Origin of the sequence: Bradyrhizobium sp. IC4060 (genome assembly GCF_020193715.1) — a bacterium.
Classification (GTDB): domain Bacteria; phylum Pseudomonadota; class Alphaproteobacteria; order Rhizobiales; family Xanthobacteraceae; genus Bradyrhizobium; species Bradyrhizobium yuanmingense.
Window position 1 is genome coordinate 63,746 of sequence record NZ_JADYVJ010000008.1, and the last position, 17,134, is coordinate 80,879.

A 17,134-nucleotide genomic window follows, 5' to 3' on the forward strand; every position below is an offset into this window, starting at 1 on the left:
TTGCGTTCACGATCTGGACTCTTACCGGCGGAGTCGCGGTGAGGGTATTGTCTTTTGATTCGCGCGCGACGGGGGTCGCCGCGCGCAGATTCGTGCGGTCTTGAATTTCCGCGTCTTGGGGCAACTATGTCAGGCGTGATCGTGTCGATGCGTCGGACGCTGCTGTCGTGCACCTCGCTGGCGCGCAACGGCTTGGTGGGAGGCGCTCTCGCAGCGCTGCTGCCGGCTGCGCCGGCCAAGGCCGCCGACCTCATCGACACCCTCGCCCTCGTGATGGATCTCAACCGGCAGGAACTCGCGGTGCTCGCCACCGCGCTGGCCCTGCTCGGCTTTTCGGTGATGGCCGCGATCCTGTTGATGCGCACGCGGGTGCGCACGGCGAAGAACGAGGCGCGGCTGCGCGCGCGGATCGGGGAACTTCAGCTCCAGGCCGACCGCTTCGGCGCACTGTTGTTCGCCGAGCCGCAGATCCTGATCTCATGGCCGGCGGGCGACAACCGCGCGCAGATTTCCGGCGATATCGCGCTGGTGCTGCCGCGCGATTCCTCGCCGCAGCGCGTGCTGGCGTTCGGAACCTGGCTGCCGCCGGAACCGGCGCTGCTGATGGACCATGCGGTCGATGCGCTGCGCGAGCGCGGCGACGGGTTCCAGCTGACGCTGACCACCGCGCACGGCCATATGCTGGAAGCGATCGGGCGCGCCATCGGCGGCCAGGCCATCGTCCGCATTCGCGAGCTCTCGGGCCTCCGCCGTGATCTGGCCGAAACCAATCTGCGCTACAAGGCGCTCTCCGACGAGACCGAGATGCTTCGCGGCTTTGCCGCGGCCGCACCGTGGCCGATCTGGGCGAAGGGCGAGAACGGCGCGCTGACCTACGCCAACCCGGCCTATGTGCGCGCCACCGAGGCGACCAGCGCCATCGATGCCCAGGAGCGCAAGCTCGAGCTGCTCGACAGTGACGACCGCAATGCGATGGAGCGGGGGCTCAAGGACGCCGCCAATTTCACCTCGCGGCTGCCGATCGTGGTCGGCGGCGAACGGCGCATCTACGACGTGCGCGCTGTCAATGTCGGCAGCGGCAGCGTCGGCGTCGCCATCGATGCCAGCGAGGCGGATGCGCTGAGCTCGGCGCTGGTGCGCATGGCGGAGGCGCACCGCCGCACGCTCGACCAGCTCTCCTCCGGCGTTGCCGTGTTCGACGGCCAGCGGCGCCTTGCCTTCTACAACGATTCCTATCGCCGGCTGTGGGATCTCGATCGCAACTTCCTCGACGCCCATCCGGACGATTCCAGCGTGCTCGACCAGCTCCGCGCCGCGCGCAAATTGCCGGAGCAGCCGGATTTCCGCGCCTGGAAGGCCAAGCTGCACGAGGCCTATCGCGCGGTCGAGACCGCCAAGGACACCTGGTTCCTGCCTGACGGCCGCGCGCTCTCGGTCGTCACCACGCCGAACCCGGAAGGAGGCGTCACCTATCTGTTCGACGATGTCACCGAAAGCCTCGACCTCGCCCGCCGCTTCGACGGCCTGATCCGCGTCCAGCGCGAGACGCTGGACAGCCTCGCCGAGGGGGTCGCGGTGTTCGGCAGCAACGGCAAGGCGCAGCTGTTCAATCCGGCCTTCGTGCGGATGTGGAAGCTGTCGAGCGATGCCATGCGCGACGAGCCGCATATCCAGACCGTCGAAGGCTGGTGCCATCAGCTGTTCGACGATCCGCAAGTCTGGCGCCAGATCCGCGAGGCCATCACCGCGATCGAGAACCGCGCCGACCTGCCGCTGAAGCTGGAGCGCAAGGACGGCAGCGTGCTCGACGGCATGATCCGGCCGCTGCCGGACGGCGCCACCATGCTGACCTTCCAGGACATCACCGACACCGAGAATGTCGAGCGCGCGCTGCGCGAGCGCAACGAGGCGCTGGAGGCGGCCGACCAGATGAAGGTGGATTTCGTCCACCACGTCTCCTACGAGCTGCGCTCGCCGCTCACCACTATCATCGGCTTTGCGCATTTCCTCAGCGATCCCTCGACCGGACCGCTGACGCCGAAGCAGGCCGAATATCTCGACTACGTCACCAAATCGACCAACGCTCTGCTCGCGCTCACCAACAACATCCTGGATCTCGCCACCATCGACGCCGGCGCGATGAAGCTGGAACTCGGGCAGGTCGACGTCAGCAAGGCCATCGAGCTTGCCGCCGAGGGCATCCAGGACCGGCTCGCCACCGACCGCATCCGCCTCAAGGTCGAGATCGCGCCCGACGTCGGCAGCTTCGTCGGCGACGAGAAGCGCGTGGTGCAGGTGCTCTATAACCTCCTCGCCAATGCCGTCGGGTTTTCTCCACAGGATTCCACCGTCGGCATCAGCGCGCGGCGCACCGAACGCAGCGTGGTCTTCACCGTGACAGATTCCGGCCCTGGAATACCTGCCGACATGAAAGACAAGGTGTTCAACTGGTTCGAAAGCCGCTCGCAGGGCTCGCGTCACCGCGGCGCCGGACTCGGCCTGTCGCTGGTGCGCTCCTTCGTCGAGCTGCATGGCGGCAAGGTGCGGGTGGATTCGATCGTCGGCCGCGGCACGGTCGTGATCTGCGATTTCCCGACCGACCAGGCGGCGCATCGCGACGCCGCCGAATGACGGAAACAACCACATTCTCCGTCGCGCTTCACAACGAGACGGCCACGGCGCAGCTGATGGCCGACCTCGCGCTGCTGGTCGGTCCCGGTGACGTCATCACCCTCACCGGCGATCTCGGCGCCGGCAAGACTGCGGCGGCGCGCAGCCTGATCCGCTATCTCGCCGCCGACGACGCGCTGGAAGTGCCAAGCCCGACCTTCACGCTGGTGCAGGGCTACGAGCTGCCACCCTTCCCGGTGCTGCATGCCGATCTCTACCGTGTCGAGGAGGAGAGCGAGCTCGAGGAGATCGGGCTGTCGCCGCTGCCCGATGCCACGCTGGTGCTGATCGAATGGCCGGAGCGCGCTCCGTCGGCGATGCCCGAGGACCGCATCGACATCGCGCTGACGCACCGGCCGGCGCTGGGCGCGAGCGCGCGTGCCGCCGACATCACAGGCCATGGCAAGAGCGCAGCTACAGTTGCGCGGCTGAAGGCGCTGCGCGACTTCCTCGACGCATCCGGTTACATCGATGCGACGCGCAGGCGCATGCCGGGCGACGCCTCGACACGCTCCTACGCGCGGCTCGTGCGCGATGAGGAGATCGTCATCCTCATGAACTTCCCGCAGCGGCCCGACGGCGCGGCGCTCTACGACGGAAAATCCTACAGCGCCGCGGTGCATCTGGCCGAGAACGTAAAACCCTTCGTCGCCATCGACGAAGGCCTCCGGGCGCAGGGGATCTCCGCGCCTGCGATCCATCATTTCGATCTCGACCAGGGCTTTCTGATCTCCGAGGATTTCGGCAGCGAGGGCGTGATCGAGGGCGATCCGCCGCGGCCAATTCTCGGGCGCTACGAAGCCGCCACCGACGTGCTGGCGATGCTGCACGGCAAGACGCTACCGGAGACGCTGCCGCTGGACGGGCAGACCTACGCGATCCCGGTCTTCGACGTCGAGGCGCTGCTGATCGAGATCGGGTTGATGCCGGAATGGTATCTGCCCGATCGCAACACGCCGCTGAGCGATGAGGCGCGCGCGGAATTTTTTGCGATGTGGCGCGAATTGCTGAAGCGGCCGCTGGCGGCGCCGAGGACGTGGATCATCCGCGACTATCACTCGCCCAACCTGATCTGGCTCGGCAACCGCAGCGGCATCGAACGCGTCGGCGTGATCGATTTCCAGGATGCCGTGCTGGGGCCGCAATCCTACGACGTGGTGTCGCTGCTCCAGGACGCTCGCATCGACGTCCCCGAGACCATCGAGCTGACGCTGCTGTCGCGCTACATCAAGGCGCGGCGGGCGCAGGACACGAGCTTCGACGCCGCCGGCTTCGCCGAGCTCTACGCGATCATGTCGGCGCAGCGGAACACGCGCCTGCTCGGCACCTTCGCCCGGCTCAACCGCCGCGATGGCAAGCCGCATTACCTGCGCCATCAGCCGCGGATCTGGACCTATCTCCAGCGCTCGCTGGCGCATCCCGCGCTCGCCCATCTGCGCGACTGGTATCTCGCCAACGTCCCGCCGCCGGGCTGATTCAGGACCGATTTACCGGCCGTTAGCCAAGATGTCGCTATTCTGGCGCCGAGGGAGCCGGAACATTGCGGGGCTGGAGCGGGGGCAGATGGCAGCGAAAGCGGATCAGCGCGGAAATAGCCGGGTTATTTTCGAGCGCGGGTTTTCGGCCCAGATGATGGGAATCGACGGCACCTGGCGGCGCGACTGCACCATGGAGGACGTCTCCGAGAGCGGCGCCAAGCTGACCATCGACGGCTCGGTCGAAGGCCTGCATCTGAAGGAATTCTTTCTCCTGCTGTCGTCCACGGGGCTCGCCTACCGGCGTTGCGAGCTGGCCTGGGTCAATGGCGACCAGATCGGCGTCAATTTCCTGAAAGTCGGCGACAAGAAGAAGAAGGTACGTTCCACAGCCGTTGGGGCGTGACGGCAACACCCGTCGTACAACCGTCACGGCGGGTGGTTAAGGCGGTCGAGATGCGGTGCGGCGATTCGAGCCTCGTGTTAGGATTGCGACGCGAAAAGGTCTGAGAAGGGGAAGGATGTCCGTCAAACCGACCAAAGCCATGGTGCTCGCCGCAGGGTTTGGCCTGCGCATGCGCCCCCTGACGGACAAGATGCCGAAGCCGATGGTGCCGGTCGCAGGACAGCCGCTGCTCGACCACGTGCTCGACAAGCTCGGCCAGGCCGGCGTGACCGAGGCGGTGGTCAACGTGCACTATTTGCCGGACCAGATCATCGACCACGTCGCATCACGCCAGCTTCCGCGCGTGACGATCTCCGACGAGCGCGACCAGGTGCTCGGCACCGGCGGCGGCGTCGTCAAGGCGCTGCCGTTGCTCGGCGATGCGCCGTTCTTCCACGTCAATTCCGACACGCTGTGGATCGACGGCGTGCGCTCCAACCTGACGCGGCTCGCCGAAAACTTCGATCCTGATCGCATGGACATCCTGCTCCTGATGGCGCCGACCGCGACCAGCATCGGCTATGGCGGCCGCGGCGATTACGGCATGCTGGCCGACGGCGCCTTGCGCAAGCGCAAGGAGAAGGAGGTCGTTCCGTTCGTCTATGCCGGCGCGGCGATCATGTCGCCCGCGATCTTCGCGGACGCGCCTCAGGGCGAATTCTCGCTGACGAAGATGTTCGATCGCGCGGGCGAGCAGGAACGGCTGTTCGGCCTGCGCCTCGACGGCGTCTGGATGCATGTCGGCACGCCCGACGCCGTGCACGCCGCGGAAGAGGCGTTTTTGGAGAGCGTGGCGTAGGGGCTGCCTCGAAGACGGTGCCGTAGGGTGGGCAAAGGCGCCCTTGCGCCGTGCCCACCATCTGTCTCGACCTCAAAAATGCGTGGGCACGCTTCGCTTTGCCCACCCTACGAGACCTGTTCGGTCCGGCGAACAGCGGGGACTACTCGCCCGCACCCATGACCATTTGACCCCGTCTCCCTATATTGCCTGATCCTTCGAATCAGGCAGCTCATGCGCGTCTTCAGCGTTCCCATCTCAGTTCCGTTCCTGCGCACGGTCGTCACCGCCCTGCTCGATGGGCGGCTGGTCGAGGGATTCGAGGCGCGCAAGGAACCGGCGCGGCTGGCGGACGCCACGCTGTATCTGCCGACGCGGCGCGCCATGCGGATCGTGCGCGAAATCTTCCTCGATGAAATGAAAGCGGATGCCGTCGTGCTGCCGCGCATCGTCGCGCTCGGCGATATCGACGAGGACGAGCTCGCTTTCGCGGGCGAGAGCGAGCAGTTTTCCGGGACCGCGCCGCTCGACATTCCGCCGCGCCTGGGCGAGCTCGAACGGCGCCTGACGCTGGCGCAGCTCGTCGCCGCCTGGGCCAAGGGCCCGGTGCTGGCGCCGCTGGTCGTCGGCGGCCCCGCCTCGACGCTGGCGCTGGCGTCCGATCTCGCGCGCCTGATCGACGACATGGTGACGCGCGGCGTCGACTGGAGCGCGCTCGACGGCCTCGTGCCTGATAACCTCGACCGCTACTGGCAGCACTCGCTCGAATTCCTGCGCATCGCCCGCATCGCCTGGCCCAATCATCTCACCGAGATCAACCGGATCGAGCCAGCTGCGCGACGCGACCAACTGATCGAAGCGGAAGCCAAACGGCTGATCGCGGATCCGCATGGCCCCGTCATCGCGGCCGGCTCGACCGGCTCGATGCCGGCCACCGCAAAGTTCCTGCATGCGGTCGCCTCGCTGCCGCATGGCGCCGTGGTGCTGCCCGGTCTGGACACCGATCTCGACGACGATTCCTGGCGCAGCATCGGCGGCGTGCGCGATGCGCTCGGCAAGTTCGCGGAGCATCCGGCGTCGAACCATCCGCAATACGCCATGAATGCGCTGCTGCAACGCTTCGGCATTAAGCGCAGCGATGTCGAGATCTTGCAGCCGCCGGCGGAAGACGGCCGCGAGCTGCTCGCGTCGGAATCGATGCGGCCGTCCGCCAAGACCGAGGTCTGGCACGACCGGCTGAAGCAGCCCGATGTCGCCGCGAAGATCGCGGGCGGCATGAAGAACCTCGCGGTGGTCGAAGCGCCCAATCCTGAAATGGAAGCGCTCGCCATCGCCATTGCGATGCGCGAGGCCAGGCACCTGGACAAATCCGCGGCGCTGGTCACGCCCGACCGCGCCTTGGCGCGGCGGGTGATGGCGGCGCTGACCCGATGGGATCTCGCCTTCGATGATTCCGGCGGCGACGTCTTGATGGAAACATCCGCTGGCACGTTTGCGCGCCTTGCGGCAGAGGCCGCCACCAAGGGCCTGGAGCCGCCGACGCTGCTGGCGATGCTGAAGCATCCGCTGTGCCGGCTCGGCCGCGCGCCGGGGGCGTGGAAGATGGCGATCGAGAGCCTGGAGCTTGCGCTGCTGCGCGGCACGCGCCCGCCGGCAGGCACGGCCGGCCTCCTGCGCGAGTTCAACCGCTTCCGCGAGGAGCTGGCAAAGCTGTGGCGCAGCGAGGTCTCCGCACTGCATCGCGCCGAGCCGCGGGCGCGTCTCAAGGCCGAGGATCTCGATCGCATCCAGGCTCTGATCGACGCCCTGCAAAAGGCATTGGCGTCGATCGAGAGCCTGCCGCCGGCGAAGCCGTATGATTTCGCGGAGCTTGCGCATCGGCATCGCGAGATCATGATCGAGCTGTCGCGCGACGAGCAGGGCATTCCGCTCGCCTTCGAGGATCGCGATGGTCTCGCGCTCGCCGGCGCCTTCGACGATCTCTTGCGCGGCGGCACGACCAGCGGATTGCTGGTGCAGCTAGCGGATTACCCGGACGTCTTCCAGACCGCGTTCAGCGATCGCGCGGTGCGGCGGCGCGACAGGCCGGGCGCGCGGCTGCAAATCTACGGCCCGCTGGAATCGCGCCTGATGCAGGCCGACCGCATCATCATTGGCGGCCTGATCGAAGGCGTCTGGCCACCGGCGCCGCGCATCGATCCCTGGCTCAGCCGGCCGATGCGCCACGAGCTCGGGCTCGATCTGCCGGAGCGCCGCATCGGCCTGTCCGCCCATGACTTCGCGCAATTGCTCGGCGGCGACGAGGTCATTCTCACTCATTCCGCAAAGGCCGGCGGCGCGCCGGCGGTGGCCTCGCGCTTCCTTCATCGGCTGGAGGCGGTGGCCGGCGATGAGCTCTGGAAGGCGGCGGTTCGCGCCGGCGAGACATATGTGCAGTTCGCCGCGGCGCTCGACCAGCCCGACGAGGTCAAGCCGATCAAGCAGCCGGAACCACGGCCGCCGCGCGCGACACGGCCGCTCAAGATGTCCGTCACCGAGATCGAGGACTGGCTGCGCGATCCCTACACGATCTACGCCAAACGTATCTTGCGGCTCGATGCGCTCGATCCCGTCGACATGCCGCTCTCGGCCGCCGACCGCGGATCGGCGATTCACGATGCCATCGGCGAATTCACGGAAAGCTATGCGGCGCGTCTGCCCGACGATCCCGCGCGGGTGCTGCGCGCGATCGGCGAGAAGCACTTTGCACCGCTGATGGAGCGGCCCGAAGCACGGGCGCTGTGGTGGCCGCGCTTCCAGCGCATCGCGCGCTGGTTCGGCGAATGGGAGACGTCGCGGCGCGAGGCGATCGCGGCGATCGTCGCGGAGACCCGTGGCGAGATCTCGATCATGCTCGATCCTCAGCGCAGCTTCCGCCTTTCCGCGCGCGCCGACCGCATCGAACGCCGCCAGGGCGGCGGCTACGCCATCCTCGACTACAAGACCGGCCAGCCGCCGACCGGCAAGCAGGTCCGCATGGGCCTGTCGCCGCAGCTGACGTTGGAAGCCGCGATCCTGCGCGAGGGCGGCTTTCCCGACATCGACGCCGGCGCCTCCGTGAGCCAGCTCGTCTATGTCCGCCTCAGCGGCAACAATCCACCCGGCGAGGAGCGCATCCTCGAGCTCAAGTTCAAGCCGGGCGACGAGCCGCAGCCGCCGGACACCGCGGCCGCCGAGGCGAGGGCAAAGCTGGAAGCGCTGATCCGCGCCTTCGAGGACGAGAACCAAGCTTATACATCGCTGAACCTGCCGATGTGGGCGAATCGCTACGGCACCTATGACGACCTTGCCCGGATCAAGGAATGGTCCGCGGCCGGCGGGTTGGGGATCGAGGAATGGTGAAGGCGCCGCGTCCCATCCCCGACGAGGTGCGCGCGCGGCAGGCGCGCGCATCCGATCCGACCGCGTCGGCCTTCGTCTCGGCCAACGCCGGCTCGGGCAAGACGCATGTGCTGGTGCAGCGCGTGATCCGCCTGCTGCTCTCGGGCGTGCCACCGGAGAAAATTCTCTGCATCACCTTCACAAAAGCTGCCGCCGCAAACATGGCCGAGCGCGTGTTCACCACGCTCGGTCATTGGGTGACGCTGGACGATGACGCGCTCGACGCGGCGATCCGCGCGGTCGGCATCCCGCATCCCGGCGCAAAACTGCGCCGCGATGCGAGAAAGCTGTTCGCCTGCGCGCTGGAGACGCCGGGCGGGCTGAAGGTGCAGACCATCCACGCACTGTGTACCCGCCTGCTCCAGCAATTTCCGTTCGAGGCCAACGTTCCCGCACGCTTCGCCGTGATCGACGAGCGCGACCAGACCGACATGATGGAACGCGCCAATTTGAAGGTGCTGCTGGAAGCCGCACGCGATCCGGAGAGCGTCACCGGCCGCGCGCTGCTGACGGCGATGGCGAGCGCCGCGGATGTCACCTTCAAGGAGGTCGTGCGCGAGGCGTGCCTCAGCCGCGATCATTTCATGGCCTGGACCGACCAGGCCGGCAATGCGGAAGCCGCAGCGGCGCAGATGGCTGCGGTGCTGGGCGTTGACATCGGCGACCGTATCGAAGCCGTCGAGACGGAAATTCTCGACGGCCCGTTCCTGCCGCGCGCGCGCTGGGACGACATTGCCTTCGCGCTGGAGGACGGCAGCAAATCCGACAATGACCAGGCAGGGCGGCTGCGCGCGGCAAAGGTGTTTTCCGGCAGCGATCAGGTCGACGCCTATCTGTCCGTCTTCCTCACCGACGACAAGCTGCCGCGCAAGGCGGTGCTGACCAAGAAGTTCTGCGATCACAATCCCTCCGTGGCCCGCCTGTTCGAAGCCGAGGCGCAGCGCCTTGCAGGGCTGATCGAAAAGCGCCGCGCCGTGACGGTTCGGGACCGCACCGCGGCCCTGCTGCATATCGCGACAGCGGCCGCCGCGAATTACCGCCGCGAGAAGCAGGAGCGCGGCCTGCTCGACTACGACGACCTCATCGACAAGACGCTGGCGATGCTGGACCGCATCGCCTCGGGCTGGGTGCATTACAAGCTCGACCGCGGCGTCGATCACGTGTTGATCGACGAGGCGCAGGATACCAGCCCGCGGCAATGGGACATCATCGCGCACATCATCTCCGAGTTCACCGCCGGCGAAGGTGCGCGCGAGGGGCTGAACCGCACCATCTTCGCTGTCGGCGACGAGAAACAGTCGATCTTCTCGTTCCAGGGCGCAGCTCCCCACGAGTTCGACGCGCGCAGGCGCGAGCTGCATCGCAAGTTCACCGCCGCCGGCCTGAAATTCGATCCGGTCGCCTTCACCTATTCGTTCCGCTCGGGTGCGACGATCCTGCATTCGGTCGACCACGTCTTCCGCGATCCCGCGATCTACAAGAGCATCCATTCGGTCGAGATCGGCCATCCCCTGCACAATTCGCTGAGCGATGCCGGCCCGAGCGTGATCGAGCTGTGGGACCTCGCGGAGGCCGACGATCGGCAGGACATCGAGGGCTGGCGTGCGCCGTTCGATGGCGTCGCAGTCACCAGCCCCGAGGTCAAGCTTTCCCGACGCATCCAGGCCGAGATCAAGCGGCTGGTCGAGAGCGGCACGCTGACAGGGCACGAGGGCGAGCGCCGTCCCTTGCGCTATGGCGACATGCTGATCCTGGTGCGCCGGCGCGGCAACGCATTCGATGCCGTGATCCAGGCGCTGAAGCACGCCGGCATTCCGGTCGCCGGTGCCGACCGCCTCAAGCTCACCGAGCACATCGCCATCATCGACTTGATGAACCTGGCCGACGCGCTGCTGCTGCCGCAGGACGATCTCGCGCTCGCGGTGGCGCTGAAGAGCCCGCTGTTCGGGCTCGATGACGACGATTTGTTCACTCTCGCCTGGGACCGCAAGGGCTCGCTGCGCCGCGCGCTCGGCGAGCACGCGGCCACAAGCGAAAAATTCACCACGGCGTTGCGTCGCCTGGAAGCCTGCGAGATCCGCGCCCGCGAGGAGACGCCGTTCGCGTTCTACGCCTGGCTGCTGGGCGGCGATGGCGGGCGTGCGCGCATCCTGCGCCGGCTCGGCCACGAGGCCAATGACGCGCTCGACGAATTCCTGGAGCTCGCGCTGAACTACGAGCGCAAGGCGCCGGCTTCGCTGCAGGGCTTCATGGCCTGGCTCCGCTCGGCCGACACCGAAGTGAAGCGCGACATGGAGATCTCGCGCGACGAGGTGCGGGTCATGACCGTACACGGCGCCAAGGGCCTGGAGGCCTCGGTCGTGTTCATGGTCGACACCACGTCTTCGCCCGCGGACTCGCAGCGGCTGCGGCTGATCCAGGTACCGCGCGGCAATGGCGGCGAGGTCGTGGTCTGGGCCGGCCGCAAGGCCGACGATCCCAGGCCTGTCGCCGAGGCGCGCAAGGCGATGCTGGAGGAGACCGAGGACGAATATCGCCGCCTGCTCTACGTCGCTATGACGCGCGCGGCCGATCGGCTGATCGTCGGCGGCTGCATGCCCGGCAACGTGAAGACGGTGCGCAAGCTGAGCTGGTACGACCTCGTCGACACCGGGCTCAAAGGCTCGGGCCTCGACAAGCAGGTGATCGAGACGCCGCTCGGCAAGGTCACCCGGTTCGCCCGTCCTGAGGACGTCGCGGCGCTGGGCGCGCCGGCGGCCTCCGTGCACCAGACCATCGCGCTGCCGGAGTGGCTGCGGACACCGGCCCCGCGCGAGACCATCGACGAGGATCCCGTGCGCCCCTCGGGCCAGCCTGCCGAGGAGGGCCGCAGCGTCCGATCGGGCGAATCGGTGCAGTCGCGCGCGCTGGCGTTGCAACGCGGCACGCTGGTGCATCGCCTGTTGCAATCGCTGCCCGAGATCGCCGGCGAGCGCCGGCGCGAGGCCGCGCTCGGCTTCATGGCGCGCAACGCCGCGGACTGGCCGGAGGCCGATCGCATCGCACTGGCCGACAAGGTGCTCGCCCTGATCACGGAGCCGCGTTTCGCGCCCGTCTTTGCCGCCGGCAGCCGGGCGGAGGTCGCGATCGCCGGGCGGCTGGAGCGGCCGGGCCGCACGCCGGCCCTGGTATCGGGACAGATCGACCGGCTGGTCGTGCGCCCAGAGGAAGTCCTGATCGTCGACTTCAAGACCAACCAGGCAGCGCCCAAAAGCGCGGCCGAGGCGCCGGCGACCTATGTCCGCCAGCTTGCGCTGTACCGGGCGGTGCTGTCGCGGCTTTATCCCCAAAGGTCCGTCAGGGCCGTCCTGCTCTGGACCGAGGCCCTTGAATATATGGAGATTTCGGCCCCCGCGCTGGACGCGGCGCTGGCATCCCTTCATCTCGGTGTGAGCGTCCTTGACCCGGCAAGGGGCCGTTCATAGGTTCACCCCATGATCCCGGGCGCGATTCCAGGTCGCGCCGATTCTCTTTCAACCGAGTGAGGTACTCCCAATGGCCGTTAGCAAGGTTTCCGACGCCGATTTCGAAGCCGAAGTGCTCAAGGCGAACGGCCCCGTGGTCGTCGATTTCTGGGCCGAATGGTGCGGCCCCTGCCGCATGATCGCACCCGCACTCGACGAGATCGCCGGCGCGATGGGCGACAAGGTCAAGATCGTGAAGCTCAATGTCGACGAGAGCCCGAAGACCGCCTCGAAGTATGGCGTGATGTCGATCCCGACCCTGATGATCTTCAAGGGCGGCGAGATGGCCTCGCGCCAGGTCGGCGCTGCGCCGAAGGCGAAGCTGCAGCAATGGATCACCTCCGCGGTCTGATCCACTGGCGCAGGATTATTGGCGCAAGATTATTTTCGACAACGGCCGGCGAAAGCCGGCCGTTTGGCGTTGATGGGGCGTGTTCAGCGTATGACGAGTCCTGCCCTTGCCTGTTCCTCCCCGAAAGCGCGACCGCAAGCCAACCGCTCTCGCCGCAATGGAGGCGCGTTCGGTCGACGCGATCCCGCGCGGCGGTGAATGGCAATATGAGCCCAAGTGGGACGGCTTCCGCTGCCTGCTGGCGCGCAACGGCAGCAAGGTCGACCTGCGCTCCAAATCGGGCGAAGACCTCGCGCGCTACTTCCCGGAAGTCGTCACTGCTGCCTTGGAGCTGAAGGCCGACCGTTTCACGCTCGACGGCGAAATCGTCGTGCCGCACGGCAAGAGCTTTTCCTTCGACGCGCTGCTGCAACGCATTCATCCGGCGGCAAGCCGCGTGAAGAAGCTCTCGGTGGAGACACCGGCGCTCTACCTCGTCTTCGATCTGCTCGCGACATCCGGGCAGAAGGGCCTGGCTGAGAAGACGCTGCGCGAGCGCCGGCCGGCGCTGGAAGCCTTCGCGAAAGCCAACATCAAGGGCAGCCTGTTCCGCCTCTCACCGGCGACCACGAGCTACGCCACGGCCAAAAAGTGGCTGGCGCGATCCGGCGGCGGCTCGGACGGCGTCATCGCCAAGCGGATCGATCTGCCCTACCAGGCGGGCAATCGCGACGGTATGCAGAAGATCAAGAAATTCCGCAGCGCCGATTGCGTGGTCGGCGGCTTCCGCTACGCCACCAACAAGATCGCCGGCCGAAACGTCGTCGGCTCGCTGCTGCTCGGGCTCTACGACGATGACGGCCTGCTGCATCACGTCGGCTTCACCTCGGCGATCAAGGCGGAGGCGAAGCCTGGTATGACCGATCGGCTCGAAGCACTGATCGGCGAGCCCGGCTTCACCGGCAACGCGCCGGGCGGGCCGAGCCGCTGGTCGACCGAGCGTTCCGCAAAGTGGTGTCCGCTCAAGCCGAAGCTGGTGATCGAGGTCTGCTACGACCATTTCAGCGGCGAACGTTTTCGCCACGGCACCTCGATCCTGCGCTGGCGCCCGGACAAGGCGCCGCGGCAATGCACATTCGAGCAGCTGAAGCAGAAGGCGGCCGATCCGATGAAGCTGTTGAAGTAGCCCGGTAGCCCGGATGGAGCGGAGCGTAATCCGGGAATCATGCCCCAAGCAACGATGGCCCCGGATTGCGCTCCGCTCCATCCGGGCTACGCAGCAACACCTACTAGATCCACCCCGTCGCCAGCGCGTTCGCCAGTTCGGGCTGACCGTTGCGCCGCGCGAGCGCCGCCATAACCTCGTGATCGTAGGCGACATGCCGGAACGTCACCTGCCAGGCAGCATCGACGCGTTCGAGGATCGCATAGCGCGCGTGCGGCGTGCCGGCCTCGACGACATGCGGGTACGGATGCTTGTCGCGAAAACCGGGGCTGCCGACACTGCCGGGATTGACGATCAGCCGGCCGTCGCGCAGGCGCACGGCGCGGGCGAGGTGGGTGTGGGCGCACAGGATCAGGGATTGCGTGATGCCTTGGGCGAGTTGCTCGATGTGGTCGAGCGCGGACAGCGCCACCGTGCCGTCGGGATGCACGCTGTCGAGCCAGTACACCTCGTCATTGTGTGGCGTCGCGTGGCAGAGAAACACCTGGTCACGGAACACCCGGGTCATCGGCTGTGCGCGCAGCCAGTCGAGTTGCCCGGCATCGAGGGCTGCATAGGCGGGACGATCCCACGACCCCATCTTCTCCGGCGGACGGTCGAGCAAATAGCGGTCGTGATTGCCGAGGACGTGCACGGCGTCGAGCGGCATCAGGATCTCAATGGTGCGGCGCGCATCGAGCGGGCCACTCAGCATGTCGCCGAGATTGACGATGTCGGCAATACCGAGCGCGCGGATGTCGGCGAGCACGGCTTCCAGCGCGAGATAGTTTCCGTGGATGTCGGCAATCGCGGCAAAGCGCATTGGCATTTCCTGTAGCCCGGATGGAGCGCAGCGTAATCCGGGACCTTCCTTGCTTGTGGCACGATCCCGGATTGCGCTTCGCTCCATCCGGGCTACGGCAACCTCTATGCAGGCGGCGTGCCGTTGATGGCCAGCACGTGGCCGGCGAGATACAGCGAGCCGGTGATCAGGATCCGCGGCGGCAGCTCGTAGGCGAGCTGCGCCAGCGCGCGCAGGGCGGCCTCGACGCCGGGGGCAGGCTCGACGCGCATGCCGAGGCTGCGCGCGGCATCGGCGAGACGGTCGACCGGCATCGCATTCTCCGTGTCGGGAATCGGCACTGCGATGATGTGGCGGGTGAGGCCGGCGAAATTGGCGAGGAAGGCGTGCGCATCCTTGTTGGCCATCATGCCGGCGATGATCACCAGCGGCCGGGACACCCGCTCCTCGAGGTCGCCGAGCGCGGCCGCCGCAACGCGCCCGCCCTCGGCATTGTGGCCGCCGTCGAGCCAGATCTCCGAGCCCTGCGGACCCCAGGACAGCAGCTCGCCAGAGGTGAGGCGTTGCATCCGCGCCGGCCAGTCGGCGCCGACAATGCCGGCCTCGAAGGCGCCGTGGTTGACCTTGATGGTCGGCAGCGCGCGCAGCGTCGCGATCGCGAGCCCGGCATTGGCGAATTGGTGGCGCCCGAACAGACGCGGCGCCGGCAGGTCCATCAAGCCGCGATCATCGGAATAGACGAGACGTCCGCGCTCGACATTGACGTGCCAGCTCTCGTTTGCGGCGAACAGCGGCGCGCGCATGCGCCGCGCCTGCGCTTCGATCACGCCCATCGCCTCCGGCATCTGCTCGGCGCAAATCACGGGCACGCCGCGCTTAATGATCGCGGCCTTCTCGCCGGCAATCGATGCCAGCGTATCGCCGAGGAAATCCATGTGATCCATGCTGACGGGCGTGATCACGCAGGCCGTGGGCTGATCGACCACATTGGTCGAATCGAGCCGGCCGCCGAGGCCGACTTCGAGCAGCACGATGTCGGCCGGGTTCTGCGCGAACAGCAGGAAGGCGGCCGCGGTCTTCAGCTCGAACAATGTGGCGGGCTCGCCGGCATTGACGCGCTCGACCTCTTCAAGCGCGGCACGCAGCTCGTCGTCGCCGACGAGCACACCGCCACTGAGGCGGCCGAGCCGGAAGCATTCGTTGATGCGGACGAGATAGGGGGACGTGTAGGCGTGGACGCGCAGGCCTGAAGCCTCCAGGGTCGCGCGCAGGTAAGCCAGCGTCGAGCCCTTGCCGTTGGTGCCGGCGATGTGGATCACGGGCGGCAGCTTGCGCTCGGGGTGGCCGAGCCGCTCGAGCAGACGGTGCATCCGCTCCAGCCCGAGATCGATGCGCTTCTGATGCAGGGCCGACAGCCGCCCGATCACTTCATCGAGCGGTGTCCTTGCACGGTCAGGGGAGGCGTTCACGCGTGCGGCGCAGCCGGCGCCGTCTCGGCGGCCGATACGATCTGCGCCGGGCTTGCGACCGGCTGCACGGACTTCGATGCGCCTTCCTGCGCCGGCGCCTTGGTCAAGAGGCGGCAGAGCCGCGCCAGCGTCGGGCGCAGCTCATGACGGTGCACGACCATGTCGACCATGCCGTGCTCCTTGAGGTACTCGGCGCGCTGAAAGCCTTCAGGCAGCTTCTCGCGGATGGTTTGCTCGATCACGCGCGCGCCGGCGAAGCCGATCAGCGCGCCGGGCTCGGCGATCTGCACGTCGCCGAGCATCGCATACGACGCGGTGACGCCGCCGGTTGTGGGATTCGTCAGCACGACGATGTAGGGCAGCTTGGCCTCGCGCAGCATCTGCACCGCAACGGTGGTGCGCGGCATCTGCATCAATGACAGGATGCCTTCCTGCATGCGCGCGCCGCCGCTCGCGGCGAACACGATGAACGGCGACTTCTTCTCGACCGCGAGCTCCATCCCGCGCACGATGGCCTCGCCCGCGGCCATGCCGAGCGAACCGCCCATGAAGTCGAAATCCTGCACGGCGACGACGACGGCGGCGCCTTCGAGCTTGCCGTAGCCGACCTTGACCGCATCGTTCAGATTGGTCCGTGCCCGCGCGTCCTTGATGCGGTCGACGTATTTCTTCTCGTCGCGGAACTTGAGCGGGTCAGGCGTGACCTCGGGCAGCGCGATGTCGAACCAGGTCTCGTTGTCGAAGATCGACTTGAGACGCGCCACTGCGCCCATGCGCATGTGGTAGTTCGAGCCGGGGATGACGAACTGGTTGGCCTCGACGTCCTTGTAGAACACGAGCTGCCCGGAATCCGGGCATTTGATCCACAGGTTCTCCGGCGTCTCCCGCCGCAGCATGTTGCGGATCTTCGGCCGGACCACGTTGGTAAGCCAGTTCATGGTTTGCTCCGATGTGCGATCCCGCTGGGAATCGCCTGAAGGATATATGGCGGCCGGACATCTGCCCGGCAAGCCGCCGTGTCGCCCGCGTTAGAGCAT

11 protein-coding genes are annotated in these 17,134 nt (G+C 67.1%); 8 read left to right on the forward strand and 3 right to left on the reverse strand.

Features of this window, described 5'->3' with window-relative positions; all coding sequences use genetic code 11:
• The first annotated feature begins 126 nt into the window (after nt 1-126).
• From I6F16_RS24260 to I6F16_RS24295, 8 genes are all read left to right on the forward strand, one after another.
• Entirely contained in the window at nt 127-2,631 is a 2,505-nt protein-coding gene (locus tag I6F16_RS24260) for a PAS domain-containing sensor histidine kinase (protein ID WP_036024463.1), read from the forward strand.
• Nucleotides 2,628-4,145, forward strand: coding sequence for a tRNA (adenosine(37)-N6)-threonylcarbamoyltransferase complex ATPase subunit type 1 TsaE (gene tsaE / locus I6F16_RS24265; protein ID WP_225113803.1), 1,518 nt, complete (start codon nt 2,628-2,630; stop codon nt 4,143-4,145). Before I6F16_RS24260 ends, tsaE begins: the two co-directional genes overlap by 4 nt.
• Before the next feature lie 88 nt (nt 4,146-4,233).
• Nucleotides 4,234-4,551 carry a PilZ domain-containing protein gene (locus tag I6F16_RS24270; RefSeq protein WP_225113804.1) on the forward strand — a complete coding sequence of 106 codons (318 nt, stop codon included), beginning with the start codon at nt 4,234-4,236 and terminating at the stop codon, nt 4,549-4,551.
• A 115-nt stretch (nt 4,552-4,666) separates the two neighbouring features.
• A complete protein-coding gene (locus I6F16_RS24275) occupies nt 4,667-5,389 on the forward strand; it encodes a nucleotidyltransferase family protein (RefSeq protein WP_225113805.1) in 723 nt (240 codons plus the stop codon).
• A gap of 213 nt (nt 5,390-5,602) precedes the next feature.
• Complete coding sequence (addB, locus tag I6F16_RS24280) at nt 5,603-8,749, forward strand: double-strand break repair protein AddB (RefSeq protein WP_225174055.1); 3,147 nt, start codon at nt 5,603-5,605, stop codon at nt 8,747-8,749.
• Nucleotides 8,743-12,252 carry a double-strand break repair helicase AddA gene (addA, locus tag I6F16_RS24285; protein WP_225174056.1) on the forward strand — a complete coding sequence of 1,170 codons (3,510 nt, stop codon included), beginning with the start codon at nt 8,743-8,745 and terminating at the stop codon, nt 12,250-12,252. The genes addB and addA overlap by 7 nt, the downstream gene beginning before the upstream one ends.
• A 70-nt stretch (nt 12,253-12,322) precedes the next feature.
• On the forward strand, nt 12,323-12,643 hold the full coding sequence (trxA, locus tag I6F16_RS24290) for a thioredoxin (protein WP_008540017.1): 321 nt from the start codon (nt 12,323-12,325) through the stop codon (nt 12,641-12,643).
• Between the two features lie 157 nt (nt 12,644-12,800).
• Complete coding sequence (locus I6F16_RS24295; protein WP_225174094.1) at nt 12,801-13,808, forward strand: ATP-dependent DNA ligase; 1,008 nt, start codon at nt 12,801-12,803, stop codon at nt 13,806-13,808.
• Nucleotides 13,809-13,911: 103 nt separating this feature from the next.
• Here I6F16_RS24295 and I6F16_RS24300 read toward each other — a convergent pair whose 3' ends face one another.
• The 3 genes from I6F16_RS24300 to accD all read right to left on the reverse strand — a co-directional run bounded on the left by I6F16_RS24300 (nt 13,912) and on the right by accD (nt 17,035).
• Nucleotides 13,912-14,649, reverse strand: coding sequence for a metallophosphoesterase family protein (locus I6F16_RS24300; protein WP_225174057.1), 738 nt, complete (start codon nt 14,647-14,649; stop codon nt 13,912-13,914).
• 104 nt (nt 14,650-14,753) lie between these two features.
• A complete protein-coding gene (locus tag I6F16_RS24305; RefSeq protein ID WP_225174058.1) occupies nt 14,754-16,097 on the reverse strand; it encodes a folylpolyglutamate synthase/dihydrofolate synthase family protein in 1,344 nt (447 codons plus the stop codon).
• Nucleotides 16,094-17,035 carry an acetyl-CoA carboxylase, carboxyltransferase subunit beta gene (gene accD, locus I6F16_RS24310; protein ID WP_225174059.1) on the reverse strand — a complete coding sequence of 314 codons (942 nt, stop codon included), beginning with the start codon at nt 17,033-17,035 and terminating at the stop codon, nt 16,094-16,096. Before accD ends, I6F16_RS24305 begins: the two co-directional genes overlap by 4 nt.
• Between the last annotated feature and the right edge of the window lie 99 nt (nt 17,036-17,134).